The organism is Microcella putealis (assembly GCF_004216575.1).
Taxonomy (GTDB): Bacteria; Actinomycetota; Actinomycetes; order Actinomycetales; family Microbacteriaceae; genus Microcella; species Microcella putealis.
The window spans coordinates 643,898-670,131 of record NZ_SGWW01000001.1 but is presented as its reverse complement, the minus strand read 5'-3'; the positions used below and the strand labels follow the sequence as shown (position 1 = coordinate 670,131).

General features: G+C 70.2%; 29 protein-coding genes and 1 tRNA gene. 22 read left to right on the top strand and 8 right to left on the bottom strand.

All coding sequences use genetic code 11. The features are described from left to right. Positions 1–17: 17 nt before the first annotated feature. Genes murI through EV141_RS03270 form a run of 4 tightly spaced genes read left to right on the top strand, consistent with a single transcriptional unit; the run spans position 18 to position 2,909 of the window. Positions 18–860, top strand: a complete 843-nt coding sequence (gene murI / locus EV141_RS03285) for a glutamate racemase (RefSeq protein WP_241968983.1) — start codon at positions 18–20, stop codon at positions 858–860. Continuing rightward, the gene (gene rph, locus EV141_RS03280; protein WP_130484519.1) at positions 857–1,609 is read left to right on the top strand and encodes a ribonuclease PH; all 753 of its coding nucleotides are present in this window, start codon (positions 857–859) and stop codon (positions 1,607–1,609) included. Before murI ends, rph begins: the two co-directional genes overlap by 4 nt. Beyond that, positions 1,609–2,208, top strand: a complete 600-nt coding sequence (gene rdgB / locus EV141_RS03275) for an RdgB/HAM1 family non-canonical purine NTP pyrophosphatase (RefSeq protein WP_130484518.1) — start codon at positions 1,609–1,611, stop codon at positions 2,206–2,208. The genes rph and rdgB overlap by 1 nt, the downstream gene beginning before the upstream one ends. Positions 2,209–2,228: 20 nt before the next feature. Beyond that, positions 2,229–2,909 (top strand): metal-dependent transcriptional regulator, encoded by a 681-nt coding sequence (locus EV141_RS03270; protein WP_130484517.1) that lies wholly within the window; start codon positions 2,229–2,231, stop codon positions 2,907–2,909. Positions 2,910–2,912: 3 nt separating this feature from the next. On the opposite strand, the gene EV141_RS03265 is transcribed toward EV141_RS03270, so the two are convergent. Beyond that, positions 2,913–3,902 (bottom strand): DUF368 domain-containing protein, encoded by a 990-nt coding sequence (locus EV141_RS03265; protein ID WP_130484516.1) that lies wholly within the window; start codon positions 3,900–3,902, stop codon positions 2,913–2,915. Beyond that, positions 3,899–4,705, bottom strand: a complete 807-nt coding sequence (locus EV141_RS03260) for a DedA family protein (protein WP_130484515.1) — start codon at positions 4,703–4,705, stop codon at positions 3,899–3,901. The genes EV141_RS03265 and EV141_RS03260 overlap by 4 nt, the downstream gene beginning before the upstream one ends. A 151-nt stretch (positions 4,706–4,856) precedes the next feature. Between EV141_RS03260 and EV141_RS03255 the strand changes: the two genes are divergently transcribed. Both EV141_RS03255 and EV141_RS03250 read left to right on the top strand, forming a co-directional pair. Beyond that, positions 4,857–6,434, top strand: coding sequence for an L-lactate permease (locus EV141_RS03255; RefSeq protein ID WP_130484514.1), 1,578 nt, complete (start codon positions 4,857–4,859; stop codon positions 6,432–6,434). A gap of 163 nt (positions 6,435–6,597) precedes the next feature. Then, on the top strand, positions 6,598–7,692 hold the full coding sequence (locus EV141_RS03250; protein WP_130484513.1) for an alkene reductase: 1,095 nt from the start codon (positions 6,598–6,600) through the stop codon (positions 7,690–7,692). An 85-nt stretch (positions 7,693–7,777) separates the two neighbouring features. Here the strand turns inward: EV141_RS03250 and EV141_RS03245 are convergent, their stop codons facing one another. The 4 genes from EV141_RS03245 to EV141_RS03230 all read right to left on the bottom strand — a co-directional run bounded on the left by EV141_RS03245 (position 7,778) and on the right by EV141_RS03230 (position 10,204). Further along, on the bottom strand, positions 7,778–8,179 hold the full coding sequence (locus tag EV141_RS03245) for a hypothetical protein (protein ID WP_130484512.1): 402 nt from the start codon (positions 8,177–8,179) through the stop codon (positions 7,778–7,780). Positions 8,180–8,255: 76 nt separating this feature from the next. Continuing rightward, positions 8,256–8,474: a hypothetical protein gene (locus EV141_RS03240; RefSeq protein ID WP_130484511.1), complete on the bottom strand. Its 219-nt coding sequence runs from the start codon at positions 8,472–8,474 to the stop codon at positions 8,256–8,258. A 37-nt stretch (positions 8,475–8,511) separates the two neighbouring features. Next, positions 8,512–8,593 (bottom strand) — tRNA-Leu (locus EV141_RS03235). A 54-nt stretch (positions 8,594–8,647) separates the two neighbouring features. Then, positions 8,648–10,204 carry a PucR family transcriptional regulator gene (locus tag EV141_RS03230; protein WP_130484510.1) on the bottom strand — a complete coding sequence of 519 codons (1,557 nt, stop codon included), beginning with the start codon at positions 10,202–10,204 and terminating at the stop codon, positions 8,648–8,650. A gap of 145 nt (positions 10,205–10,349) precedes the next feature. On the opposite strand from EV141_RS03230, the gene gabT reads away from it, so the two are divergent. The 13 genes from gabT (at position 10,350) to EV141_RS03165 (ending at position 21,985) form a co-directional block, all read left to right on the top strand. Further along, on the top strand, positions 10,350–11,702 hold the full coding sequence (gene gabT / locus EV141_RS03225; RefSeq protein ID WP_311768267.1) for a 4-aminobutyrate--2-oxoglutarate transaminase: 1,353 nt from the start codon (positions 10,350–10,352) through the stop codon (positions 11,700–11,702). A 114-nt stretch (positions 11,703–11,816) separates the two neighbouring features. Further along, positions 11,817–13,277 (top strand): NAD-dependent succinate-semialdehyde dehydrogenase, encoded by a 1,461-nt coding sequence (locus EV141_RS03220; protein ID WP_130484509.1) that lies wholly within the window; start codon positions 11,817–11,819, stop codon positions 13,275–13,277. Between the two features lie 561 nt (positions 13,278–13,838). Then, entirely contained in the window at positions 13,839–14,210 is a 372-nt protein-coding gene (locus tag EV141_RS03215) for an SdpI family protein (RefSeq protein ID WP_130484508.1), read from the top strand. A gap of 38 nt (positions 14,211–14,248) precedes the next feature. Next, positions 14,249–15,193 (top strand): aldo/keto reductase, encoded by a 945-nt coding sequence (locus tag EV141_RS03210; RefSeq protein ID WP_130484507.1) that lies wholly within the window; start codon positions 14,249–14,251, stop codon positions 15,191–15,193. A gap of 379 nt (positions 15,194–15,572) precedes the next feature. Beyond that, a complete protein-coding gene (locus EV141_RS03205) occupies positions 15,573–16,805 on the top strand; it encodes a TadA family conjugal transfer-associated ATPase (RefSeq protein WP_375880264.1) in 1,233 nt (410 codons plus the stop codon). After that, complete coding sequence (locus tag EV141_RS03200; RefSeq protein WP_130484505.1) at positions 16,802–17,668, top strand: type II secretion system F family protein; 867 nt, start codon at positions 16,802–16,804, stop codon at positions 17,666–17,668. Before EV141_RS03205 ends, EV141_RS03200 begins: the two co-directional genes overlap by 4 nt. Beyond that, complete coding sequence (locus EV141_RS03195; protein WP_130484854.1) at positions 17,665–18,603, top strand: type II secretion system F family protein; 939 nt, start codon at positions 17,665–17,667, stop codon at positions 18,601–18,603. The genes EV141_RS03200 and EV141_RS03195 overlap by 4 nt, the downstream gene beginning before the upstream one ends. Positions 18,604–18,682: 79 nt before the next feature. Continuing rightward, a complete protein-coding gene (locus EV141_RS03190; protein ID WP_130484504.1) occupies positions 18,683–18,874 on the top strand; it encodes a hypothetical protein in 192 nt (63 codons plus the stop codon). Positions 18,875–18,910: 36 nt separating this feature from the next. After that, on the top strand, positions 18,911–19,300 hold the full coding sequence (locus tag EV141_RS03185; RefSeq protein WP_130484503.1) for a TadE/TadG family type IV pilus assembly protein: 390 nt from the start codon (positions 18,911–18,913) through the stop codon (positions 19,298–19,300). Continuing rightward, on the top strand, positions 19,275–19,760 hold the full coding sequence (locus EV141_RS03180) for a hypothetical protein (RefSeq protein ID WP_241968981.1): 486 nt from the start codon (positions 19,275–19,277) through the stop codon (positions 19,758–19,760). The genes EV141_RS03185 and EV141_RS03180 overlap by 26 nt, the downstream gene beginning before the upstream one ends. A 56-nt stretch (positions 19,761–19,816) precedes the next feature. Then, complete coding sequence (locus EV141_RS03175) at positions 19,817–20,245, top strand: pilus assembly protein TadG-related protein (RefSeq protein ID WP_241968979.1); 429 nt, start codon at positions 19,817–19,819, stop codon at positions 20,243–20,245. A 109-nt stretch (positions 20,246–20,354) separates the two neighbouring features. Continuing rightward, positions 20,355–21,194 carry an SDR family NAD(P)-dependent oxidoreductase gene (locus EV141_RS03170; RefSeq protein WP_198675491.1) on the top strand — a complete coding sequence of 280 codons (840 nt, stop codon included), beginning with the start codon at positions 20,355–20,357 and terminating at the stop codon, positions 21,192–21,194. 29 nt (positions 21,195–21,223) lie between these two features. Beyond that, the gene (locus EV141_RS03165) at positions 21,224–21,985 is read left to right on the top strand and encodes a type 1 glutamine amidotransferase (RefSeq protein WP_130484501.1); all 762 of its coding nucleotides are present in this window, start codon (positions 21,224–21,226) and stop codon (positions 21,983–21,985) included. Here the strand turns inward: EV141_RS03165 and EV141_RS12410 are convergent. Beyond that, entirely contained in the window at positions 21,967–22,353 is a 387-nt protein-coding gene (locus tag EV141_RS12410; protein WP_241968976.1) for a hypothetical protein, read from the bottom strand. The genes EV141_RS03165 and EV141_RS12410 overlap by 19 nt on opposite strands. Positions 22,354–22,401: 48 nt before the next feature. Then, positions 22,402–23,187: an MFS transporter gene (locus tag EV141_RS12405; protein ID WP_241968974.1), complete on the bottom strand. Its 786-nt coding sequence runs from the start codon at positions 23,185–23,187 to the stop codon at positions 22,402–22,404. A gap of 59 nt (positions 23,188–23,246) precedes the next feature. On the opposite strand from EV141_RS12405, the gene prfB reads away from it, so the two are divergent. The 3 genes from prfB (at position 23,247) to ftsX (ending at position 26,117) form a co-directional block, all read left to right on the top strand. After that, the gene (prfB, locus tag EV141_RS03155) at positions 23,247–24,356 is read left to right on the top strand and encodes a peptide chain release factor 2 (protein ID WP_130484500.1); all 1,110 of its coding nucleotides are present in this window, start codon (positions 23,247–23,249) and stop codon (positions 24,354–24,356) included. A 115-nt stretch (positions 24,357–24,471) separates the two neighbouring features. Next, positions 24,472–25,206: a cell division ATP-binding protein FtsE gene (ftsE, locus tag EV141_RS03150; protein WP_130484499.1), complete on the top strand. Its 735-nt coding sequence runs from the start codon at positions 24,472–24,474 to the stop codon at positions 25,204–25,206. Then, complete coding sequence (gene ftsX, locus EV141_RS03145; RefSeq protein WP_130484498.1) at positions 25,203–26,117, top strand: permease-like cell division protein FtsX; 915 nt, start codon at positions 25,203–25,205, stop codon at positions 26,115–26,117. The genes ftsE and ftsX overlap by 4 nt, the downstream gene beginning before the upstream one ends. Positions 26,118–26,234 lie beyond the last annotated feature (117 nt).

The window sequence follows — 26,234 nt, the reverse complement described above, 5'->3', positions numbered from 1 at the left end:
CGCCTAGACTTGCGCGGGTGAGTAACGCGCCGATCGGAGTCTTCGATTCCGGCGTCGGCGGCCTCACCGTGGCCCGCGCGATCATCGACCAGCTGCCGGGCGAGCAGATCGTCTACCTTGGCGACACGGCGAACGGTCCCTACGGCCCGCGCCCGATCGCCCAGGTGCGCGAGCACGCCCTCGCCGTGCTCGACGAGCTCGTCGACCAGGGCGTCAAACTGCTCGTGATCGCCTGCAATACGGCAAGTGCCGCCATGTTTCGGGATGCCCGCGAGCGTTTCGAACAGGGCCACGGCATCCCCGTCGTCGAAGTCATCCAGCCCGCCGTGCGCGCCGCCGTGCGCCGCACGCGCACGAAGCGCATCGGCGTGATCGGCACCGAAGGAACGATCCGATCCGGGGCGTACAGCGACGCGTTCGTGGCCGACCCGAGCATCCAGTTGACGACGGCCGCCGCCCCGCGCTTCGTCGAATTCGTCGAAGCCGGCATCACGACCGGCCCCGAAGTGTTGGCGCTCGCCGAGCAGTACCTGGCGCCGCTGAAGGCCGCCGACATCGACACGCTCGTGCTCGGCTGCACCCACTACCCCCTGCTCGCCGGAGCGATCCAGTACGTCGTCGGCCCCGAGGTCTCGCTCGTCTCGAGCGCCGAAGAGACCGCCTACGACGTCTACCGCCGCCTCGTCGCGCACGGCATCGAGGCGACCCGAACGGATGCTCCCGCTCACGTCTTCGAGGCAACCGGCGCCGACACCGAACGGTTCCGCGAGCTCGCCCGACGCTTCATCGGCCCCGCCGTCACGCGCGTCGACCCCTTCCCGACCGGCACGATCCCCCTTCCGAAAGGCCCCACCTCATGAACGCCACCATCGCCGAGTCCTCTGGCCTGCGCGCCGACGGGCGCACCGCCGACCAGCTGCGCCCCGTCACCATCGAGCGCGGCTGGAGCGCCCAGGCCGAGGGCAGCGCGCTCATCAGCTTCGGCGGCACCAAGGTGCTGTGCACGGCGAGCTTCACGAACGGCGTGCCCCGCTGGCTCATGGGCAAGGGCTCGGGGTGGGTCACCGCCGAGTACGGCATGCTGCCCCGCTCGACCAACGAGCGCATGGACCGCGAGAGCGTGAAGGGCCGCGTCGGCGGCCGCACGCACGAGATCTCGCGCCTCATCGGCCGGAGCCTCCGCGCCGTCGTGGACACGAAAGCGCTCGGCGAGAACACGATCAAGATCGACTGCGACGTGCTGCAGGCCGACGGCGGCACCCGCACGGCCGCCATCACCGGAGCCTTCGTCGCGCTCGCCGACGCCGTCGAGTGGGGCCGCGACAAGGGCTTCATCGCGCGCCGCGCCGCCGCCCTCACCGGCACCGTCGCAGCGGTCAGCGTCGGCATCATCGACGGCACCCCGATGCTCGACCTCGCCTACGTCGAAGACGTGAAGGCCGAGACCGACATGAACGTCGTCACCACCGGCGACGGCCGCTTCGTCGAGGTGCAGGGTACCGCCGAGGGTGCGCCCTTCGACCGCGACGAGCTCAACGCCCTGCTCGACCTCGCGGTCGGCGGCACGACCGAACTGACCCGCCTGCAGCGCGAGATTCTCGGCCGCTGATGCGCGCCGTCGTCGCCACCCACAATGCCCACAAGGTCGCCGAGTTGCAGCGCATCCTCGGTGCCGCCCTGCCGGGCCTCGAACTGGTCGCCTACGACGGGCCGAGCCCGGTCGAAGACGGTGACAGCTTCGCCGCGAACGCGCTCATCAAGGCGCGCGCGGCCGCCGAGCACACGGGGCTCATCGCGATCGCCGACGACAGCGGCATTAGCGTCGACGCGCTCGGCGGGGCGCCGGGCATCGACTCGGCGCATTACTCAGGCGCACGCGACGACGTCGCGAACGTTGAGCACCTGCTGACGAATCTCGCCGACGTGCCCGTCGACGAGCGCACCGCGCAGTTCAGCTGCGCGGCCGCCCTCGTCGACCCAGCCCGCTCTGACGACACCCGCGAGCACGTCGAGCTCGGCATCTGGCCGGGCCGTGTCGCGCTCGAAGCGGCCGGCGGGGGAGGCTTCGGCTACGACCCCGTGTTCATCCCCGAGGGGCTCGAGGTCACGAGCGCCGAGATCAGTGCCGACGAGAAGAACGCCATCAGCCACCGTGCCCGCGCCTTCGCGGCCCTCGCCGCCGTCATGCGCGAGCGCTATGGCGCCTGAGCGAGGGCGCGAGAGAACCCATGTCTGACACGGTCGCCAGCAGCGTCGCCACCACCGTCGCCGACGATTACCTGAAGACGATCTGCCAGCACACCGAGTGGCAGCCCGAGCCCATCACGCCGAGCCAGCTCGCGGTCGCCCTCGCGCTCGCCCCGTCGAGCGTCACCGAGATGGTGAAGAAGCTCGCCGCCGCAGGGCTTGTCGACCACCGGCCCTACGGCGCGATCACGCTGACGGATGCGGGTCGCACCCGCGCCCTCGCCATGCTGCGCCGGCATCGCCTCATCGAAACGTGGCTCGTCGAACGCCACGACTACGGCTGGGATGAGGTGCACGACGAGGCCGAGGTCCTCGAGCACGCCCTCAGCGACCGCCTGCTCGACCGCATCGACGCAGAACTCGGGCACCCGACGCGCGACCCGCACGGCGACCTGATTCCCCGAAAAGACGGCACGATCATCCGCCCCGATGCGGTGCGCCTCGACGCCGCCGCGGCCGGAACGGCCGGGGCGGTCGTGCGCATCAGCGACCGCGACCCCGAGGTGCTGCGCGAGATCGACGCGCTGGAGATCACGCTAGATGAACGCGTCCGGGTTGCCGAGTCACCGAGCGATTCCGACGCGGTCGCTCTCCAGCGCGCGTCAGGCCGCACGATCGTCGTCGACGCGTCGGTCGCCCGCGCGATCTGGCTCGCGGTCTAACGGCTAGAGCGCCTCGCGCCGCGCACGGGAGTCGTGCTCCGGCTCAGCGTCGGGTGTCGGGTCGCTGACGACGTCGTCCGACATGAGGCGGCGTGCGACGAGCATCCGCTCGAGCGCGATCAGCGCAAGGATCACGACGGCGCCGATCACTGCGAGGCCGATCATCAGTGGCCAGTTCGACTCGGCCGGCAGCACCGAGCCGTCGTCTTCCTGCCACGGCCACAGGGCCCGCAGCGAGCCGGCCATGAGGCCCGTAATGACGATGAGTGTGATGCGGCGCTTCTTCGCCAGCAGCCACTGCAGGCCCGACACGAACACGCCGAGGCCGAGAATCGCGCCCAGGATGAACGTGCCCAGGTACGCAAAATCGCGATCGTTGACGGCGGCGAGCGTCGGCGCGTACATGCCGACGGTGAGCAACAGGTACGAGCCCGAGACACCGGGCAGCACGAGCGCGCAGACAGCGACGGCTGCCGAGATCAGAATCACGAAGAAGGTGGGATCTTGATCGGCGGCGCGTGGCAGGTCGGTGAGCACGAACGCCGCGGCGGCGCCGGCAGCCGCGATCAGGTATTCGTAGGCCTTCCAGCGGGTGCCGATCATGCGGATCGGCACGATGAGCGAGGCGATGATCAGGCCGAAGAAGACCGCGCGGGTCTCGGTCGGATGCTCCTCCAACAGGGGAGCAATCAGGGCGGCTCCGATGAGAATTGCGGCGAGCATCCCGATCCCGATCGGAAGAACGGCTGCCCAGTGCACGCTGCGGAAGTGCGCGCGAGCGGCGGCGAGCCCGCGCCCGCGCAGTCCGTCGGTGACGGTCCGGGCGACGCCACGGGCGAGGTGGCCGGCCCCGTCAATCAGGGTGTCGTAGACGCCGACGATGAGGGCGACCGTGCCACCCGAGATGCCGGGCACGATTTCGGCGAACCCGATCAGTGATCCACGGGCCGCGTCGAGGGCGGTGCGCGCCACGGCGCGGGGGGCAGAGCTCACAGCAGGCGGTTCTCTTTCTCGTGTTTTCCGTCGTGCGGCCCGATGCCGTACGTCGGTCGACCCTCGGCGGGCTCGGTCGCCTCGTGGCGGCCGTCGTGCTCAGGCTCGTCGACCCAGATCTCGACCGGTTCGCTCGCGCGACCCTCGGCCTCGAGCTTGTCTTCGAGCTTCTGCTGACGGCGCTCGTGCCACCAGTGGTAGGCGATGCCGATGATTACGATGCCGACGATGACGAGCAGCACGATGTCGATGTAGTTGATGACCCAGTCGGCGACGCCCGGAATCTGCGCGATGCCGAAGCCGAGCAGCGGCAGGCCGGTGCCCCAGAGGACGGCCCCGAGCGTGTCGAAGAAGAAGAAGCGGCGGTAGGGCATCTTGCCGACGCCCGCGGCGACGGGGGCGATGGTGCGCACGACGGCGATGAAGCGGGCGATCGTGATGGCGAAGCCGCCGTAGCGCAGGAAGAACGCCTCGGTGCGGGCGACGCTCTTCTTCGAGAAGAAGCCAGCCTGCTTGCGGTTGAAGATCGGTGGCCCGACCTTGCGCCCGATGAGATACCCGAGGTTGTCGCCGCCCATGGTGGCCAGCGTGATCGCGAGGCAGACGAGCCAGATGGGCTGCGGAATCACCTCGGTGAACGTCAGTACGCCGGTCAGAATCAGCAGCGTGTCGCCGGGCAACAGGAACCCGATCAAGAGCCCGGTCTCGATGAAGACGATGCCGCAGACGACGATGAGCGCCCAGGGGCCAGCGTCACGAATGATCGACTCGACGTCGAATAGCCCAATATCCATGGGCAGCATGGCGGCTCCTGCGGTGCGGGGGAGGGTCTAGCGTATCGCCGCGCACCTTTGGTGCCTATCCGAGTTCTTTATCGTTCACCCACCGTTACCGCGCGGGCGTCGTTCGGCCGCTCGCTAGGGTGGGGGCGACCGCCGGAAGGACCCCGCGCCCATGCTCGCTCTGCTCGCCGCGTTGCCGGTGCTCGCGGTGCTCGTGCTCATGACGGTTGCCGGCTGGTCGGCCGCCCGCGCCGGCCTCGTCACCGCCGCCGCAACGCTCGTGCTCGCCGTCGTCGCCTTCGGCTTCGGCGGCGACAGCGCTGGTGTTAATGGCGGTGAGGATGCTGCGCCCGGCCTCGCCTGGTCGCTCACGGGCGTCATCGCGGAGGCCGGATTCATCGCGCTCACGATCGTCGGCATCATCGGCCCGGCGCTCGGCATTCACGTGCTGCAGCGCGCGACGGGCGCCGCGGCCCGCCTGCGCCTCGCGCTCGCCGTCTTGCACCCCGACCCGCGCCTCGGCGCCCTACTGGTCGCCTGGTTCTTCGCCCTCTTCCTCGAGGGCGCCGCCGGCTTCGGCACCCCCATCGCGCTCGCCGCACCGTTTCTGGTCGCTGCCGGCATGACCCCGGTGGCGGCCGTCGCCGCGGCGCTCGTCGGGCATGCCGCTGGCGTGTCGTTTGGTGCGGTGGGCACGCCGATCCTTGCTCAGGCGACCATCGCATCCACGAGCCTTGAGGGGGTGTCGGGCGCGGTGCTCGCGCGCGGTGTGCTGCCGTACCACCTCGCGCTCGGCTGGATTCTGCTGATGGTGATGCTCGTCATCATCGGCGGCGCGTATGGCAACCGGCGCGGGCTGATCGGCTGGGGCCTGCTCGCCTGGGTCAGCTTCTTCGTGCCGTACAGCCTGATCGCGTGGTTCGTGGGGCCCGAGCTTCCCGCGCTCGGCGGAGCCCTCATCGGCGCGATCGTCTTCTCGCTCGTGCTGGCGTGGCGACGCGAGCGCGCCGAGGTGACGGCCGGCGCGCATCACCCTCACCCTGACATGGAAGAGACGGTGCTCGCCGAGCTGTCGGTGCTGCGCGCGGCGGCCCCGTACCTGGTGCTCGTCGCGATCGTGCTCGTCACGCGGCTGGTGCCCCCGATTCAGGATGCGCTGCGCTCGGTCACGCTTGAATGGCAGCTTCCCGGGGGCTTCGCCGGCTCGGTGCAGCCGTTGTATCACCCGACCATGCTGCTGACGGTCGCGTTTGTGGTCGGGGCGCTGCTGCAGCGGGCGTCGTGGCGACGCATTCGCATCGCGGTGGTGACGGCCACGCTGCAGTTGGGGCCGGTGTTTCTCGCGCTGATCGGCATGATCACGATCGCCCGCACGATGTCGGCCTCGGGCATGACCCAGACCCTCGCCGAGGCCGCCTCGGCGACGGGCGCCGCGTGGCCGCTCTTCACGGTGGCGGTCGGGGTGTTCGGCGCATTCATCACGGGAAGCGCCACCGCCTCGAATCTGCTGTTCACCGACCTGCAGGTGTCGACCGCGCAGGCGATCGGGGCGCCGCCGCTGCCGCTGCTCGGCGCACAGGGCTACGGGGCGGCGCTCGGCAACCTCATCGCGCCCGGCAACATCATCGCCGCCGTCGCGACGGTGGGGCTCGCCGGTCGCGAGGGCCTGATTCTGCGGCGCACGCTGCCGTGGGTGCTCGTGTGCACCGTGCTCGGCGGGGTGCTCGCCCTCGTGCTGAGCGCCGGCTGACACGCCCGGGCGCTCAGCGGGAATTGCCAGGGCTCCCCGGCGCTTTCCCATGAAGCGTGTTTATCGTGGCTGAACGGCCATCGATAGCCGTGGGCGGTCGCGGCGACGTCGTCGCCGCCCGCCACTATCCGCTGTTCCCCGATGTAGAGAAAGCGATACAGCTATGTCTTTGGACTCCCTCTGGCAGCCGATCACGGTCGGCCGCATGGACCTGCCGCACCGTCTCGCGATGGCGCCGATGACGCGCAGCCGCGCGAACGCCGATGGCACCCCGGGTGCGCTCGCCGCCGAGTACTACGGCCAGCGCGCATCCCTCGGTCTGATCATCTCGGAGGGCACGCAGCCGTCGGATGACGGCCAGGGCTACCTGAACACCCCGGGCATCTACACCGACGCGCACATCGCCGGCTGGCGCGAGACCGCCGACGCGATCCACGCGGGTGGCGGCTACCTCTTCATCCAGCTGATGCACGTCGGCCGCATGTCGCACCCCGACAACACGCCGCACCACCGCCAGCCGGTCGCCCCCTCGGCGATCGCCCCGGGCGTCGACATGTTCACGCCCACGGGCATGCAGCCGGCCCCCGAGCCCCGCGCGATCGCGACCGACGAGATCGCTGACGTCATCGCCGAGTTCGTGACGGCCGCGAAGGCTGCGGTTGAGGCGGGCGCCGACGGCGTCGAGATCCACGCCGCGAACGGCTACGTCGGGCACCAGTTCCTCGCCCCGAACGCCAACGTGCGCGACGACCAGTACGGCGGATCTGTCGAGAACCGCGCCCGCTTCGTCATCGAGGTGTCGAAGGCCGTCGCCGACGCGATCGGCGCCGACCGCACCGGCATCCGCATCTCTCCCGGAATGCCCCTCGGCGGCCTCGACGAGGGCTCGGTCGAAGAGGTGCGCGAGCAGTACCTGTACCTCGTGCGCGAGCTCGCGAAGCTTGACCTTGTCTACCTCAACCTGCACCACGGCGGCGACGACGTGCTGCTGAAGGAGATCCGCAAGGCGTGGCCGAACACGCTGCTGGTGCTGCGCTACGGACGCACCCGCGAGCAAATCGCCGACGAGATCAACGCGGGCCTCGCCGACATCGCCCCGCTCGGCCAGTTCGCCCTCGCGAACCCCGACGTGGTCGAGCGCCTGAAGACCGGTGCCCCCTTCAACGAGGCCGACCCGGCCACGTTCTACGGCGGCGACGAGAAGGGCTACACCGACTACCCGACGCTCGACGAGAGCGACGACGAGGCGGCCGCGTAGTCACCTCGCCTCACAGACACGGCGCCCTCTTCTGCGATTACGCGGGGGAGGGCGCCGTTTCGTGTGTGCGAAGTTGACCAGTCTTCTACGACACGGGGTCTGCGTCCCGGATGTCAATCTGCGCAGTCTCTACCGGGCCGGGGCATGGGCCGTCGTCCTGTGGGGTCCATTCGACGCCGTCGAGTTCGTAGGTTCGCACCGTTCCGTCGTCGTCGGTCGTCGTGATCGAGATGTTCGGGCCGCCGGACATCAACATCACGCGCCACGTTCCGTTGGTGAGCTGGCCGGTTGATGGTTCGTACACCTCGCAGTCGTCTGCACACACTGAGAGATCCACGACGGTGTCCGGTGCGGTTATCTGGAGCGGGAAGACGATGCCGATGGGCGGGCACATCATCACCGGTGAGCAGCCTGTCGTCAGTCCGCAAACGAGCACTGCGCTGGCAGTGAGACGTGCGGCGCGAATAAACCCCCGTGAACGCGACATGAATGAAAATCTATTTCAGAGCCGCCGTATTGCTCATCTCTATTCCGTCACAACTACCGTCGATGTTGCGGGAGCGTCAGCTCGTCAACTGGGCGATTGCGAAGCCGCTGAACGCGATACCCGCGAGCACGAAGACGGCACCTGTGAAGCGAATAGGGCCCGGCGCGAAGAGCGACGGGCTGACGCGGGCCGTTGACGCAGCGGGCGTGAAGTCTCTAGAGGACTCGGTCGGCAGGGCGAACAGGCATAGCCCAATCGTGGTGGCAACGAGGCCCCGATGATCAGGACGACCCACTCCATCGCGGGTGCCCCCTACGAGTCGACGAACGTTGTGCGGAAGGAGGGACTTGAACCCTCACGCCCGAAGGCACAGGAACCTAAATCCTGCGTGTCTGCCAATTTCACCACTCCCGCTGGCGGCGCCAGTCTACTGAGCGGCGGCCACTCGCACCGCGTGGCGACGAGCGGTTAGGCCCGCCCAGCAGCCACCAGCGCCGCCCATAGCTCGGCCCTGGCCGGGAACGCCCCCAAGTCGCGCCCCAGCAGTTGTTCGGCCCGGCGCACCCGCGCCCGCACCGTGTGCCGGTGCACCCCGAGGGCGGCGGCCGCCTGCTCGGCGACGGCGTCGGCGCCCAGCCACGCGGCGAGGGTGGCCACGAGTGCGTCACCGCTCGCGTCGTCGTGTTGGTCGAGCGGGGCGAGCATCGCCTCGGCGGTGCGGCGCGCATCCGCCCCCGCCAGCCGCGTGAGCATGCCGTCGTCGCGGAGAGCGGCGGCGTCCAGAATGCGGTCACCGGCCTGCGCATCCGCGTCGACGCGCTCCGCCATGCGGTCGGCGGCCCGGGCGGCGTCGTCGATGGCCTGCTCGAGCCGCTCCCACCGCACGCGGCGCACGACGCCCGCGGTGCCGCGCGCCTGCTCGACGAGTTCGGGCAGCAGCGAGTCGATGCGGTCGGCGTCGGCGAGCACGACGACGCGCGCCCCGTCGCGGGCGTGAAAGACGCCCGCGCCTCCCGCGCTGCGGCGACCCGGATGCGCACCCTGCGTCTCGCCGGACGCCGCCGCCTCGCCGCGCGCCCGCGCCCCCAAGAGGTCGAGCAGCGCCTCGCGGCGCCCTGACGCCGGGTCGATGACGGCCACCGCGAGCGGCTCGTCGGGGATCCCACCGCCGAGTGCCCGCAGCGTTGTCGCGACGAGGTCGCGCTCGCCGCGCACGAGCGCCGACAGCAACTCGGCCCGCAGGTCGTCGAGGGTGCGGGCGAGGCGCCGCTCCTGCTCCAAGGCGAGACCCACCATCGCGACAACGCTCGTGACGACGGCGCGCGTGGCGTCGTCGTGGGCTCCGCCGCCGACGGCCAAGACGCCGCGCAAGGCGTCGGGCCGGCCGATGGTTTGCAGGGTGACCCCCTCGATGACGACGGCGGCGCGGCGGCCGTCGGCGAGCATCCGACGGGCGGTGTCGAGGGCGACGCGGTCGGGGCGGCGGCCGACGGCGACGCGCCCGTCGCTGCCAATCAGCGCAACGGGGCCGCCGACGCGGCGCTCGAGTTCGGTGAGCGCGGCGGCGAGGCCGTCGGGCCTGAGGGCCGCGAGGGCGATGGCGCGCTGCGCGTCGAGGGTGAAACGCACGCGCGAGAAGCGTTCGCTCGCGTCGAGGTCGGCGACGGCGCGCACGACGGCGATGAACGGCGTGCGGTACGGAACCTCGAACAGGGCGATGCCGTGCGCCTCGCACGCGGCGACGAGCGCGTCGGGCGTGCCGTCGCGAAACACCTCAGTGCCGAAGCCGATCGCCGGCACCCCGACGGCCGCGAGCCGCGCGACCCACGGCGCGATGTCGGAGTCGTCTCGCCACTGCGTGCCCGTCGTCAGCAGGGCGTCGCCCCGCGAGAGGAAGGGGGAGGGGTCGGCGAGGTCGCTCGAGTGCGCCCAGCTCCAGACGCGGGCGGCGGCCTCGTCGTCGGCCCAGACGATTGTGAGCCCCAGTTCGCGGCGCTCGAGCACCGAGGCGAGCGTGATCGGCATGGGTGACCTCCGCGTCAATCGGGGCGCGCGCAACCGGGGTTATCCACGGTGGTGGCCCCGCGCATCCGAAGTGTACATCGTGGATAGCAGACCCGGATGCGCGCCTCACTACCGTGGGGCTCACGCGTCACGAGAGGACACCGTCATGAGCATGACCACTGCAGGCCCCACCGTTACCGGCGGCCCGTCGCTTCCGCAGGAGCGCCGCCTCGTCACGGCGATTCCCGGCCCGAAGTCGCAGGAGCTCATCGAGCGCAAGAACGCCGCCGTGTCTGCCTCGGTGGGCACCATGATGCCCGTCTACGCGGTCGCAGCGGGTGGCGGCGTCATCGTCGACGTCGACGGCAACAGCCTCATCGACCTCGGCAGCGGCATCGCCGTGACGAACGTCGGCAACGCCGACCCGCACGTCGCCCAGGCCGTCATCGAGCAGGTGCAGCGCTTCACCCACACCTGCTTCATGGTCACCCCGTATGACGGCTATGTCGAGCTCGCCGAGAAGCTGAACGCGATCACCCCCGGTGACCACGCCAAGCGCACCGCCCTGTTCAACTCGGGCGCCGAGGCCGTCGAGAACGCGATCAAGATCGCCCGCTACTACACCGGCAAGTCGGCCGTCGTCGCGTTCGACCACGGCTACCACGGCCGCACGAACCTCACGATGGCGCTCACCGCGAAGGCCATGCCCTACAAGAGCGGCTTCGGCCCCTTCGCGCCCGACGTGTACCGCGCGCCGATGTCGTACCCCTTCCGCGACGGCCTGTCGGGTGACGAGGCGGCGGCCCGCGCGATCCACACGATGGAGAAGCAGATCGGCGCCGACCGCCTCGCCGCGATCATCATCGAGCCCATCCAGGGTGAGGGTGGCTTCATCGTTCCCGCCAAGGGCTTCCTCCCCGCCCTGCAGAAGTGGGCGAACGAGAACGGCGTCGTTTTCATCGCCGACGAGGTGCAGACCGGCTTCGCCCGCACCGGCCAGATGTTTGCGTCAGAGGACGAGGGCATCGTGCCCGACATGATGACCCTCGCTAAGGGCATCGCCGGTGGTCTGCCGCTCGCCGCGGTGGTCGGCCGCCAGGAGATCATGGACGCCCCGCACGTCGGCGGCCTCGGTGGCACCTACGGCGGCAACCCCATCGCGACGGCCGCCGCGCTCGGAGCGATGAAGGCCTACGACGAGGGCAACCTCCTCGAGCGCGCACACGAGATCGGCGCCATCCTGCAGAGCGAACTGACCGCCATGAAGTCGCGCGACCCCCGCGTCGGCGACGTGCGCGGCCGCGGCGCGATGATGGCGATCGAGCTGATCGACGCCGACGGCAAGCCCGACGCCGCCCTCACCCAGCGCGTCGCGAAGGCCTGCCACGCGGCCGGCGTCATCGTGCTCACCTGCGGCACCGACGGCAACGTGTTCCGCCTGCTGCCGCCGCTGTCGATCACCGACGAGCTGCTGCGCGAGGGCCTCTCGGTCATCGCCGACGCGCTCGCCGCGAACTAGCGCCAGACCACCGGCCGGCCAGCGGCACACCGCCTCGCCCGACCGGCACCGACCCCCACCTGCCCGATCAGCGGACCGCCACCACCGCATCCGACACGCACCAGGAAAGCGACCATGATCACCGAATCCGACCTCCTCGCGAAGGTACCCACCGGCCTCCTCATCGGCGGCGAGTGGGTGGCGGCCGACAACGGCCGCACCCTCGCCGTCAAGGACCCGTCGAACGGCAACAAGCTGGTCGACATCGCCGACGCGTCGGTCGCCGACGGCGTTCGCGCCCTGGATGCTGCCGTCGCGGTTCAGGAGGAGTGGGCCGCCACCGCTCCGCGCGAGCGCGGCGAGATTCTGCGTCGTGCCTTCGAGCTGGTGCGCGAGCGCGCCGACGAGTTCGCTCTGCTGATGACGCTCGAGATGGGCAAGCCGCTTGCCGAGGCGCGCGGAGAGGTGACGTACGGCAACGAGTTCCTGCGCTGGTTCAGCGAGGAGGCCGTGCGCATTCACGGCCGCTTCGGCACGAACCCCGAGGGCACCGGCACCATCGTCACGTCGAAGGCCCCGGTGGGCCCGACGTTCCTCATCACGCCGTGGAACTTCCCGCTCGCGATGGCGACCCGCAAGATCGCCCCGGCGATCGCTGCCGGCTGCGTCAGCGTCGTGAAGCCTGCCGCGCTCACGCCGCTGACCACCCTCTACTTCGCGCAGACGCTGATCGACGCGGGGCTGCCGAAGGGTGTCGTCAACGTCGTCACGACGTCGGAAAGCCGCGCGCTGTCGGCCGAGATCATCGGCGACTCGCGTCTGCGCAAGCTGAGCTTCACCGGCTCGACGCCGGTGGGCCGCCAGCTGATGAAGCAGGCCGCCGACGGCATCCTGCGCACCTCGATGGAGCTCGGCGGCAACGCCCCCTTCGTCGTCTTTGAGGATGCTGACCTCGACAAGGCGGTCGACGGCGCGCTGCTCGCGAAGTTCCGCAACATCGGCCAGGCCTGCACGGCGGCCAACCGCTTCCTCGTGCACTCGAGCGTCGCCGACGAGTTCGCGCGCCGCATCACCGAGCGCGTGCAGGCGATGAAGATGGGCCGCGGCACCGAGGAGGGCGTGCAGATTGGCCCGCTCGTCGACGACAATGCGGTCGAGGGATCGCACGAGTTGGTGGCCGACGCCGCCGGCAAGGGCGCCACGATCACGGTCGGCGGCTCCATCCCCGAGGGCCCCGGCTCGTACTACCCGGCGACCGTCCTCACTGATGTGACGCCGGATGCGCGCCTCTTGAAAGAAGAGATCTTCGGCCCGGTGCTCGCGATCGTTCCGTTCGACTCGGAGGAGGAGGCCGTTCGCCTCGCCAACGACACCGAGTACGGGCTGGTCAGCTACGTCTACACCCAGGATCTGGCTCGCGGCATGCGCATGATCGAGAAGCTGCAGACGGGCATGATGGGCCTCAACGCCGGCGTCATCTCGAACGCGGCCGCCCCCTTCGGCGGCGTCAAGCAGTCGGGCATCGGCCGCGAGGGCTCGTTCGAGGGCATCGAGGAGTACCTGACCACGAAGTACACCTTCGTGCCGCGCGCGTAGCCGCGCCGTTTCAAGTTTCCGTCGCCGGGCGCTGTGGTGGCCGCCCGGCGACGGATTTCTTTTGGCTGCACCCTGTGCACCCTGACACGAGCGCTTGCTCTGGCTATCGCTGGGCTTCGGCCGAGGTTCTGGCCGAGGCCCCGGCCCCGCTCCGCTCGGTGGATCGCCCGCCACCCCGAACCCCGACCGCAAGCGCCCCACCCATCCCAACCCGCAACTCCACCCCCGCCCCTGCGCGTTTGGTGCAATACCCCGCGTTCGAACGCGCGGTATTGCACCGCAGCCGCGGTATTGGTCTGGGCTCCGGCAGCCGGCAGCGCGTTCGGGTTTTCACGCGCCCGTCGCAGCCGCCTGCGCGGACCATTGCGCGGCTCGTCCTCATTCCCACTGCCCAACCCCAACCCCGCGCGGTTGGTGCAATACCGTGCGCTCGAACAAGCGGTATTGCACCAAAGCCGCGGTGTCGTGTGGGCCCAGTCCCGCGGCACCCCGCGGCACCCGGCGCTCAGAGCTGTGGGTGCGTGACCGCAGCCCTCCTGTCGGCGCGCCAATCTTGAGTGCATGTTGATTTCTGTGATCACCCTGGCGATCGCCGGACTACTGATCTCGACGAGCGCGGAGCTTGCCGCGCGCGGGATCGTCGGCCCGAACGCCGCAGTCGGTATCCGCATCCCGTCGGTCTCGGCCTCGATGGCCGCCTGGCAGGCTGGTCACCGCGCAGCGCGCTGGTGGATGCACGTGGCCGCTGTGGCCTTCGTGGCTACCGCTGTCTGGGTGGCCCTCGACCCTGAGGCGCTGTCTGTCGCCGTGGGTGTCGGTGCAATCGCGGGCCTCGTCGCCGTGACGGTCGCTGCGGTCGTGGCCCACCGCGCTGCCGTTCGCGCAACCGCGGATGTCTCACGTGATGCAGCGTCGAATCCCGCAGCCAGCTGACGCCGATCCGCGAGACGTGGTTCCGTAGGCTGGCCGACGTGACCCCACGTCTTGGCCTCGGCCTCGCGGCTCTCGGCCGCCCCGCCTACATCGCGCTTGACCGTGACCGCGACCTCGGGCCCTTCTCGAGCCGCAGCGTCGACGAGATGCGCGCCCGCGCCCACGCGATGCTCGACGCAGCCTGGGCAAGAGGTGTCCGGTACGTCGACGCCGCCCGCTCGTACGGCCTCGCCGAGCAGTTCTTGGGGGAGTGGCTCGCCCAGCACCCCCCGCACCGCGGCGAACTCACCATCGGATCGAAGTGGGGCTACCGCTACGTCGCCGACTGGCAGCGCGACGTCGACGTGCACGAGGTCAAAGACCACTCGCTCGGCCACTTCGAGACCCAGTGGCCCGAGACGCTCGCTGCCCTCGGCGGTGCCCCCGACATCTACCTGATCCACTCGGTGACCCCCGACAGCCCGGCACTCGGCGACGCCGCCCTGCTCGACCGCCTGCGCGCTCTAGCCGCCAACGGCGTGCGCGTCGGCATCAGCACCAGCGGCCCACGGCAGGGCGACGTGCTGGATGCTGCCCGCACTCTCGAAGACACCCCCTTTTCGGCGGTCCAAGCCACCGTCAACGTGCTCGAGCCCTCCGTCGCGCTGGCGCTCCAGCGCGCCCACGACGAAGGCTGGATCGTCGTCGCCAAGGAGGTGTTCGCCAACGGCCGCCTCGCGTCGACCCCGACCGGTGAGCCTTCGACGCCGTGGGGCACCGCTCTGGCTCAGGCGACCAGTCTCACCCCGGAGGCCGCAGCGCTCGGCTGGGTCCTGGCGCAGCCATACATCGACGTTGCCCTCAGCGGCGCGGTGACCGAGCAGCAGCTCGAGGCGAACCTCGCGGCTGTGGCGCTGACGCCCGATCAACTTGAGGCCACCCACCCCCTCGCCGTGGACCCGGCCGACTACTGGGCCGCCCGTTCCGCACTCACCTGGGGCTGAGCCTCACAATCAGTGCCCCGCCACCCGCAACCCCGCGAGAATTGTGCAACGCCGAGCGTTCGAACGCGCAGTGTTGCACCGACGCAACCGTTTACGGGGCGCACGCCCGCCGCACCCCGAGCGAACGCACGTCGAGGGGTGCGGCGCACGGGCAACAGTGGAGGAGTGCTGCACCACCCTGCGTGCGTCGAGTCCGGACGGAGTGTGATCACGGCCTCAAACCGGGCGATTGCGACAACCACGGGCGCGCAACCGCACGCGGTCGTCGCAATCGCACAGGTGCGGTCCGTCCCCGGCATGACTGCGTCCGTGGGCGCCGTCGACCCGGCTGTGGACAAAACCTCGGATGCGCGCCCCGCCCCCACGCACAATGTCGCGCATGTCCAGCCCCGTCGCCACCATCACCGACCGGGTTCGCGCCCGCGTGCGCAGCGAGCGCGTCGACCTGCACCGCGACCCGGAGGCTGCCGAGCGCCTGGTGCGCGAAGAGCTGCGCGTCTACGCCGAGCGGTCGCTTTCGGGAGCCCTCCCGCGCATCCATGATGAGGCGCGCACCCACGGTGAGGTGCTCGCGGGCCTCACCGGCTACGGCGCCCTGCAGCCGTACTTCGACGATGCCGAGGTCGAAGAGATCTGGCTGAATGCCCCCGATCGCATCTTCATCGCGCGGGCCGGCGTGACGGAGCGGGTGCCGCTCACGCTCACCGACGACGAGGTGCGCGTGATCGTCGAGCGCATGCTGCAGGCGACCGGTCGCCGCGTCGACATCAGCAGCCCTTTCGTTGACGCGAGCCTCCCTGACGGCTCCCGGCTCCACGTTGCGATTCCCGACGTGACCCGCCGGCACTGGGCGGTCAACGTGCGTAAGTTCTCGCAGCGCATCCGCTCGCTGACCCGCCTCGTCGAGCTGGGGTCAATCACCCCCCAGGCCGCCGAGTTCCTACGCATGAGCGTGCTCGCGGGCAGCAACATACTCGTCAGCGGAGCCACCCACACCGGCAAAACGACCATGCTGGGCGCTCTGCTCGCGAGCGCGCGCGGCAGCGAGCGCATCGTCACAGTGGAAGAGACTTTCGAACTCGACCTCGACGCCCCCGACGTGGTCGCCATGCAGTGTCGCAGTGCGAACCTCGAGGGCACGGGCGAGATCACGCTGCGCCGCCTCATCAAGGAGGCCCTCCGCATGCGCCCCGACCGCCTTGTCGTGGGTGAGGTGCGCGAGGCTGAGTCGCTCGACCTGCTGATCGCCCTCAACAGCGGCATGCCCGGCATGTGCTCCCTCCACGCCAACAGCGCGAAGGATGCGCTCATCAAGCTCTCGACGCTGCCGCTGCTCGCCGGTCGCAACATCGACTCATCGTTCGTGGTGCCGACCGTTGCGACCGCGATCGACCTCGTCGTGCACCTCGAGTTGGCACCCGACCGCGGGCGGCGGGTGCGCGAGATCGTCGCGCCGACCGGCCACGTCGGGGCCGACGGCATTCAGATCGCGCCGATCTTCGCCCGCGATGCCCTCGGCGACCTGGTGGCGACCGGCAATCCGCCTCCGCGCCCCGCGAAGTTCCTCGAGGCGGGCCTCGACCCGCGCCTCGTCCTGGGGCGCGCCGCATGACTGTCGTCGTCGCCCTGTTGCTCGCCGCGGGCGTTCTGCTCGTCGCCTCCCCGTGGCTCTGGCCCCGCCGCCCCTCAGAAACCTCGGATGCACGTGTCGCCACCCCCGGACGCCTCGCCGACCTGCTCGCTCGCGCGGGCCTGTCTACAGTCCGCCCAGCAGTGCTCATTGCCACGATGGTCGTGCTCGGCGTCATCGGGGCGGGCCTCGTCCTTCTGCTCGTGCCCGTGCTCGCCCTTGCCCCCGCAGCCGCTGTTGTCTGCGCGGTGACGCCCCTGCTCTTGTTGCGTGCTCGGGCCGCCAGTCGTCGACGTGCGCTCCGAGCGCTGTGGCCCGACGTGGTTGACCTGCTGTTGTCGAGCATCCGTGCGGGGCGCGGCTTGCCCGAGGCTGTGAGTGCCCTCGCCGACAGCGCCCCCGAGGCGGTGCGCCCGGCGTTCGTCACGTTTCGACGCGACTGGCTCCGCACCGCCCGCTTCGACGAAAGCCTCGACACGCTCAAGGTGACGCTTGCCGACCCGGTCGCTGACCGTATCGTCGAGACGCTCCGTATGGCGCGCGAGGTTGGCGGCACCGAGCTGCCGACGGTGCTGCGCTCGCTGTCGCACTACCTGCGGGCTGAAGTCGCGGTGCGGGGCGAGGTCGAAGCGCGCCAGTCGTGGGTGCGTACGGCAGCGCGCCTCGGTGTCGCTGCCCCCTGGATCGTGCTGCTCATGCTCGGCTCGCGCCCCGAAGCCCAGGCCGCCTACAACACCCCGACGGGTGCGGCGCTGGTCGCGGCGGGGCTCGTCGCCACGCTCATCGCGTACCGCCTCATGGTCGCGATCGGCCGGCTGCCCGACGAGGGTCGGTGGTTCCGATGAACCCGGCGCTCGCCGCAGCTCTCGTCGCGGGAGGCACTCTCGGCCTCGGCCTCTGGCTCGTCGTGAGCGCCATGCCGCGTGTTGGTCGCGCCAAGCTCGAGCAGCGTCTTGCCCCCTACCTCGTCGACGTCAGCCCGGCTGCCGCTGAACTGTCGACACCGCACCGCAGTGACCCCCTGCCCGTGCTCGGTGCGCTCCTCGCCCCGATCGCCGACCGTGGCACCCGACTTCTCGAGTCAGTGCTCGGCGGCGACGCGACGATCCGCACGCGCCTGCGCCAGGCCGGTTTCAGCGCTACCGTCGCGGGTCACCGCACGCGCCAATTGACAGGCGCCGTCGTTGGGGCCGCACTCGGCGCCACGATGGGTGTCATCGCCGGTCGCGGCTCCATCACGATGATCCCCGTCGGCATCGTCGGGCTGGCGGTCGGCGCGATCGGTGGCATCGTGGTCGTGGATGCGCTGCTCGCGCGGGCGGCGAAGCGCCGCTCCCAGCGCATCGCGCAAGAGTTCCCGACCGTCGTTGAGTTCCTGGCCCTCAGTGTTTCGGCGGGTGAGTCGGTGGGGGAGGCGATGCGCCGTGTCGCCCGCACCGGCAGCGGAGAACTCGCGGGCGAACTTGACCGCGTCATGACGCGTCACGCGGCCGGCCAGCCGCTCGCCGAGGGTCTCGCCGAGCTGCGCGACGAGCTTGCGATCCCCGCGGTCGCGAGACTGATCGACCAGATTCTCGCGGCGCTCGAACGCGGCACCCCGCTGACCGACGTGCTGCGCGCCCAGGCCGCTGACGCCCGCGACGATGCCAAACGTTCGCTGCTCGAACTCGCCGGAACTCGCGAGGTCGCGATGCTCGTGCCACTCGTCTTCCTGATTCTGCCCGTCACCGTGCTCTTCGCCGTCTACCCGGGTCTGCTGGTGCTGCAGGTCGGCTTCTAGCCCTGTGGATACCCGCCGACCGCTCCCCGCGACTCCGCGCACTATTGCCCGCGTTCATCCCGCTCCGGAAGGAATCGTCATGTCCCGCCTCCGCGCTCGCTTCTCCCGCAACTCGATGGCTCGCGACCTCACCGACGACCGAGGGGATGTGCCGGGCTGGGTGCTCATCACCCTCATGACGGCAGGGCTCGTCATCGTCATCTGGGCGCTCGCCGGCCCCGCACTCGAGGGCGTGTTCCAGCAGGCAATCGACCGTGTCAGCGGCTTCTAGTCCCGCCGCTCCCGACGGCACACCACCCGTTCCCCGATGCTTCGCCGACTCGACGACGACCGCGGCTCGGCCCCGGTCGAGTTCGTGCTTGTCGGCACGCTGCTGACCGCCGTCATCCTTGCCGTTCTGCAGCTTGCCCTCGCCCTGCACGTGCGCACAACGCTGATCGACGCCGCCGCCGAGGGTGCGCGCCACGCGGCGCTCGCCGACAGCTCCCTGCCCGAGGGAGTCGACCGCACCCGCGAGCTCATCGCTACAGCGGTGGGGGAGCAGTACGCGGGCGACGTCGAGGCGTCCTTCGGAACGTTTGCCGAGCATCCGGTCGTCATCGTGACCGTGCGGGCGCCGCTACCGGTCGCCGGGCTTTTCGGCCCCGATCGCGCCATGGAGGTGAGCGGCCGTGCCGCGCTCGAACCGCTGCGCTGAGCTGCGCCGCCGTGTTGCGACACGGTTCGCCGACGACTCGGGCTCGGCTTCGCTCGAGTTCATCACCGCGGGCATGCTGCTGCTGATCCCGCTCGTCTATCTCATCGTCACGCTGGCGACGATCCAGGCGGCGGCGCTCGCGACCGAGGGCGCGGCCCGCCACGCCGCCCGCGTCTTCGTGCAGGCCCCCACCGTTGCCGCCGGATCAGAGGCCGCAGGCCGGGCCCTTGAGCTGGCCCTCGCCGATCACGGCGTCACTGCCGAAGAGGTAGAGCTGTCGATCTCGTGCCGCCCGAACCCGACCGCGTGCCTCACCCGGCGCGGCTGGGTGACCGTCGAGGTGAACACGCGTGTGCCCCTCCCGCTCGTACCCGACGCGCTCGAGCTGCGTACGCCGTTGGCCGTGCCGATCGACGCCTCGGCGACGCAGCAGGTGTCGCGGTTCTGGGGCGCGCGATGACGGGCACGAGCGTGTGCGATCGACGCGCGTCGCGCATCCGATCGCAGGCGAGGCGGATGCGCGACGACGATTCCGGATCGATCCTTCCGCTGATCGCGGGTTATGTCGCGCTCGGGCTCGTCGTGGTGCTGCTCGTGAGCGCGGCGACCTCGCTGTACCTCGAGCGCAAGAGGCTCTTCACGCTGGCCGACGGTGCGGCGCTCGTGGGCGCCGAGTCGTTCGAGCTCGACGACGTGCGCGGCCCCGACGGTGAGTTGCGGCCACGGCTCGACGACGCGAGCGTTCAACGCGACGTCGTCGCGTACCTCGGCGAGGCACCGACGGACGAGTTCACCGAGCTGCGGCTCATCGCCGCGCGCACCGTCGACGGCGTCTCAGCAGAAGTCACGCTCGAGGCGCTCTGGCGGCCGCCGGTCGTGACCCTGTTCGTGCCCGAGGGTCTCGTGATTGACGTGACCGCGACGGCCCGCAGCGTGATCGGGTGAGGCGACCACAGCATCCTCCAACGCGGCGCAAACGCCGAAAACTGCACAGAACCTGAGTAGTCTGAGCGCCCTCTGCACGTTCCCAGAGTGTCGTCGATACGCTCGCCGCATGACCAACCTTGACGGGGCATCGATCATCGTCGTCGGAGCCACCGGTGGCCTCGGCCGCCACATCGCCCGGCTGCTGCACGAGCGCGGCGCCAAGCTCACCCTCAGCGCCCGAAACATGACCAACCTCGAAGCGCTCGGCATTCCCGCCACCTTCGTGCCCGGCGACCTCACCGACCCGAACTTCGCGCGCACCCTCGTCGCCACCGCCGTCACCGCCAACGGACGCCTCGACGGCGTCATCAACGCCGCCGGCGTCGTCGCCTTCGGCCCCATCGCCGAACTGCAAAACGACACCCTCGAACAGCTCTGGCAGATCAACGCCGCCGGGCCCATGCGCGTCATCCGCTCGGCCGCCGACCCGCTCGCCCAGAGCGCCGCCGACGGCCGCTCGCCCTTCATCGTCACCCTCTCGGGCCTCGTCGCCGAAAGCCCCACCAACGGGCTCGGCGCCTACTCGGCCGTCAAGACCGCGCTCAACGCCTTCACCCAGGTCGCCGCGCGCGAGCTGCGCCGCCAGAAGATTCGCGTGCTCGACGCGCGCCCCGGCCACACCGAGACGAACCTCTCGCGCCACCCCATCGCGGGAGAGACCCCGAAGTTCCCGACCGGCTACCAGCCCGAGGCCGTCGCCCGCCGCATCGTCGACGCCATCGAGAACGACGAGAAAGACCTGCCCTCGACCGCCTTCACCGACATGCCCTCCGCGCCGAGCGAGACGGTACCGGCGCCGGCCGCCCCCGTCAGCGACGACATGCATCCCGCCGCCCAGATGGCGGCCCAAATGCCGCTTGAGGTGGCCACCCCCGCGACGGGGCAGTCGGCCAGCAGCTCCTCCTAGAACGGGGTCCGCGCAGCTAGCCTCGTGGCATGACGCACACGTCCGCCAATCGCCCCGCCGTGCTCGTTGTGTTGCACGACGTCGACGACAACCTCAATGAACTCGCCGCCCCGCTCGCCGAAGCGGGTCTGCGCATCGTGATGTGGGACGTGCAGCGTGACCCCGACGGCGCCCCCACGGTCGACGAGCTCAGTCAGTTCGGAGGCATCGTGTCGCTCGGCGCCTACGCGAGCGTGCGCGACGAAGAAAAGCACCCGTGGATGGCGCACGAAAAGCGCCTGCTCGCCCGCGCCCTCGACCTCGAGATGCCCGTGCTCGGCCTGTGCTTCGGCTCGCAGCTGCTCGCCGCCGCCGGGGGCGCGGCTTTCCGCACCTCGCCGAAGTCGGAGTACGGCTGGACGAGGGTTCGGCTCACCGATGACGCCGCCAGCGACCCCGTCATCGCGCCGCTCGCCCACACGAGCGACGACGGCCGCATCGCCGCCTTCCACTACCACGATGACAGTCACGAACTGCCGGATGGTGCCGTACTGCTCGGCGAAACCGACGGCATCATCGAGGCATACCGGCTCGGTTCGGCGGCGTGGGGCCTGCAGTTCCACCTCGAGGTGGGGCTCGCCACCCAGCTCGCCTGGATCGCCGGCAGCCGCCAGCACTTCGCGCGCGCCGGGGTCAACCCGACCGAGCAAGAGGAGCGTAGCCACGAGCAGTGGCGGCACTACCGTGATCAGGCCCACGCGGTCGGTACCGCGTTTGCCGCCGAGGTGCTGCGCTATACCCGCGGAAGCTGACGCGGAATGTAGTGCGCAAGCATCCCGGCGCCGATCAAGCCGACCACGCCGAAGACGCCCGCCGCGACCGCGATGCCGCCGAGCGCCGTGAGCCCCGCGAGGGCGAGCGGGGCGCCGGCCGAGCCCGAGTCCATGACGAGGCGCCACGCGCCGAGGAACGGCGCCGGGTTCTCGTGGCCCGCCAGGTCGCTGCCCATCGTCATGAGAATGCCCGCGCCGATGCCGTTCGCGAGCGACAGCCACATCGCGACGGCGACGAACCATGGCACGGGGTCGGCCGCGAGGTCTGACAGGGCGAGGCCAACCAGCCCGAGCCCTAGGCCGATCATCGACGGCACGGCGGTGTAGAGGCGGCCGAAGCGGTCCATCAGCCAGCCGCCCAGGTAGAACAGCGCGACGTCGACGCCGCCCGCGATTCAGATGATGAGCGCCGTCTCGGCCTCGCCCAGCCCGATGCTCACCGCCCACAGCGGCAGAATCACCTGCCGCACCGCGCGCAGCGCCGACACGACGAGCGCCGCCGCCCCCAGCCGAGCGAGCACGTCGCGCCGCTCGGCGATCGTGCGGAACACGCCGGCCGGCGTCAGCGCGCCACCCACGGGCGTCGAGCGGTGGTGCAGGATGCGCTCGGGGTCGGGCAATGCCACGATGCTGAGCGCCACCAGCCCGCACATCAGCAACGCGAACCAGAGGATGCTCGTCACGGCTCCCGTCGCGGCAACGAGCGCCGCCGCCGCGAACGGCCCGATAAAGAGGCCGAGGCGGAAGATGCCACCGAGCGTCGACAGGGCGCGGGCGCGGTAGGCGACCGGCACGACGCTCGTCAGCAGCGCGTGGCGGGCGAGGCCGAAGACGGCGGCGGCGATGCCGAGCACGGTCATGCCGAGGCCCAGCAGCAGGGGAGTGGTGGCGATGAGCGCGAGGCCGATGCCGGCGGCGGCGAGAGCCGAGGCGCCGAGCATCGCCGTGCGCTCACCGATTCGTCCGACGGTGAAGCCGGCCGGAACATCCCCGATCAGCACGCCGACCAAGAGCATGGCAGCAACGACGCTCGCGCCGGCGAGATCGGCGCCGACGCCGAGGGCGAGCGCCGGGATCAGCGGCAAGATCGCGCCCTCGCCGATCGTGAACAGCAGGGTGGGGCCGAACGCGGGGACGGCAATCGACCGCCACCGGAAGGGGCGCGTTTCCTCTCGCAGCATGGCGCTCGCGATGCTACGCCCGGCCGACGCCCCGAACCCGCGGGTAGGCTGGGCGCGACATGATCGACCTCGATTTTTCTGAGCGCATCGGCGCCGCCCGCTCCACCTTCCGCGACATCCGCTCTGTGGTCGACGTCGACCGCCTTGAGATAGAGGTTGCCGAGCTCGGCGAGAAGGCCGCCGCGCCCGACCTGTGGGACGACGTCGACGCCGCCCAGAAGGTGACGAGCGCCCTAAGCCACAAGCAGGCCGAGCTGAAGCGCCTCATCGAGCTCGAGCAGCGCCTCGACGACCTCGACGTGCTCATCGAGATGGCGCGCGAGGCCGACGACGCTGACGTGGCGGTCGAGGCGGCCGACGAACTGACGGCCATCGAGAAGACCCTCGCCGAGCTCGAGGTGCAGACGCTGCTCGACGGCGAGTACGACGACCGGCCCGCCGTCATCACCATTCGCTCGGGCGCGGGCGGCGTCGATGCCGCCGACTTCGCCGAGATGCTGCAGCGCATGTACCTGCGCTGGGCCGAGCAGCACGGCTACCAGGCCACCGTCATGGACACCTCATACGCCGAAGAGGCGGGCATCAAGTCGACGACCTTCCAGATCGACGCGCCCTACGCCTTCGGCACGCTCAGCGTCGAGGCCGGCACGCACCGCCTCGTGCGCATGAGCCCGTTCGGTGCGGCGGGCAAGCGCCAGACGAGCTTCGCGGCGGTCGAGGTGATTCCGCTCATGGAAGAGACGGCCGAGATCGAGATTCCCGAAAACGACATTCGCGTCGACGTGTTCCGCTCGTCGGGCCCCGGCGGCCAGAGCGTCAACACGACCGACTCGGCCGTGCGCATCACCCACCTGCCGACCGGCACCGTCGTGTCGATGCAGAACGAGAAGAGCCAGATTCAGAACCGCGCCGCCGCCATGCGCGTGCTGCAGTCACGCCTGCTGCTGCTGCAGAAAGAGCAGGAGGCCGCCACCAAGAAAGAGCTGGCCGGCACCATCACCGCTAGCTGGGGCGACCAGATGCGCTCGTACGTGCTCGCGCCGTACCAAATGGTGAAAGACCTGCGCACCGAGTACGAAGAGGGCAACCCCTCGAAGGTGTTCGACGGCGAGCTCGACGGCTTCATCGCCGCGGGCATCAAGTGGCGCAAGCAGAAGCCGACCGACTAGCACCGACCGCGGAAGACAGGCAGCCCGGCCTGCGTCCACAAGCGGCGGCTGGGAGTCGCGCGCCGACGCGCGTGGCTGCCCCGCGCATCCTGAACCCGCGCGTACGCTGACCGGCGTGATTCGATTCGATGAGGTCACCAAGGTCTACCGGGGCAATGCGAGGCCGGCGCTCAACGCCGTCGACCTCGAAATTCTCGCGGGCGAATTCGTCTTCCTCGTGGGCGCCTCAGGCTCGGGCAAGTCGAGCTTTTTGCGCCTGGTGCTGAAAGAAGAGCGACCCAGTTCGGGCGCGATTCACGTGCTCGGGCAAGACCTGGGGCGCATCTCGAGCCGCAAGGTGCCGTACTTCCGGCGCAACCTGGGCGTCGTGTTTCAAGATTTCCGGCTCTTGCCGAACAAGACCGTCTTCGACAACGTCGCCTTCAGCCTGCAGGTGATCGGCAAGTCGAAGGGCTTCATTCACGAGGCGGTTCCGGATGCCCTCGCCACCGTCGGTCTCGACGGCAAGGGCGGCCGATACCCCCACGAGCTCTCGGGCGGTGAGCAGCAGCGTGTCGCGATCGCGCGCGCCGTCGTCAACAAGCCGTCGATCTTGCTGGCCGACGAACCAACCGGAAACCTCGACCCCACGACATCCGACGGCATCATGACGCTCTTGCAGCGCATCAACGCCAACGGCACGACCGTCATCATGGCCACCCACGACGTCGGCATCGTCGACCGGCTGCAGCGCCGCGTCGTCGAGCTCGTGAACGGCCGCATCATTCGCGACGAGCGCGGCGGCAGCTACACCCAGGCGGTGCCCCTCGTGCAGCAGCAGTCGTTCGGCTCCGCGGAGGCCACGCGATGAGACTCGGACTCGTGCTCAGCGAGGTCGGGCAGGGCCTGCGCCGCAACCTCTCGATGGTCGTCTCGGTCGTGCTCGTCACCTTCATCTCGCTCACCTTCGTCGGCACCGCGATTCTCTTGCAGTCGCAGATCACGCAGATGAAGACCTACTGGTACGACCGCGCGCAGGTCGCCGTCTACCTCTGCACCGAGTACACGACCGCCGGCTCGTGCGACCAGCAGGCCGCCACCGACGACCAGATCGCCGTCGTCGAGGCGCAGCTCGAGTCGGAAACCCTCGCGCCCTTCATCGACGCCTACTACTTCGAAGACCAAGAGCAGGCGTACGCGAACTTCCAAGACCAGTTCGAGGGCAACGCGATCGCCGCCCTCGTCACCCCCGACCTTCTGCCCGAGGCGTTCTGGGTGAACCTGATCGACCCTGAGCAGAGCCAGATTCTCACCGACGCGCTCGCCGGTCTCGCCGGCGTCGAATCGGTCGTCGACCAGCGCTCGTACCTCGACCAGATCTTCGCGATTCTGAACTCGGCGAGCCTCACCGCCGTCGGCATCGCCGCGCTCATGCTCGTCGCGGCCGCCCTGCTGATCGCCACCACCATCCGCCTGAGCGCATTCTCGCGCCGCCGCGAGCTCGGCATCATGCGCCTCGTCGGGGCGTCGAACCGCTTCATTCAGACGCCGTTCGTGCTCGAGGGTGTCGTGGCGGCGATCATCGGCTCGGTGCTCGCCGGCGGTGCGGTCGTCGCGATCGTGCACTTCTTCGTGCAGGGCTACCTCACGCAGACGCTGCCCGGCACGAGCTTCGTGACGGTCGACGACGCCCTGCTCGTCGTGCCCGTGCTGCTGCTCGCCGGCGGCCTGCTCGCCGCCGTCGCCTCGAACGTCGCGATCAGCCGGTACCTGCGGGTCTGATCGGGCGCGCCCGGCGCGCACCGAGCATCCGCCTGAAATGGATGCTCGGGGTCGCGTTATGCTGGAGGGCTGCGCGCTGCCCCGCGCGCCCGTGAACGCCACCGGTCACTACGCCAC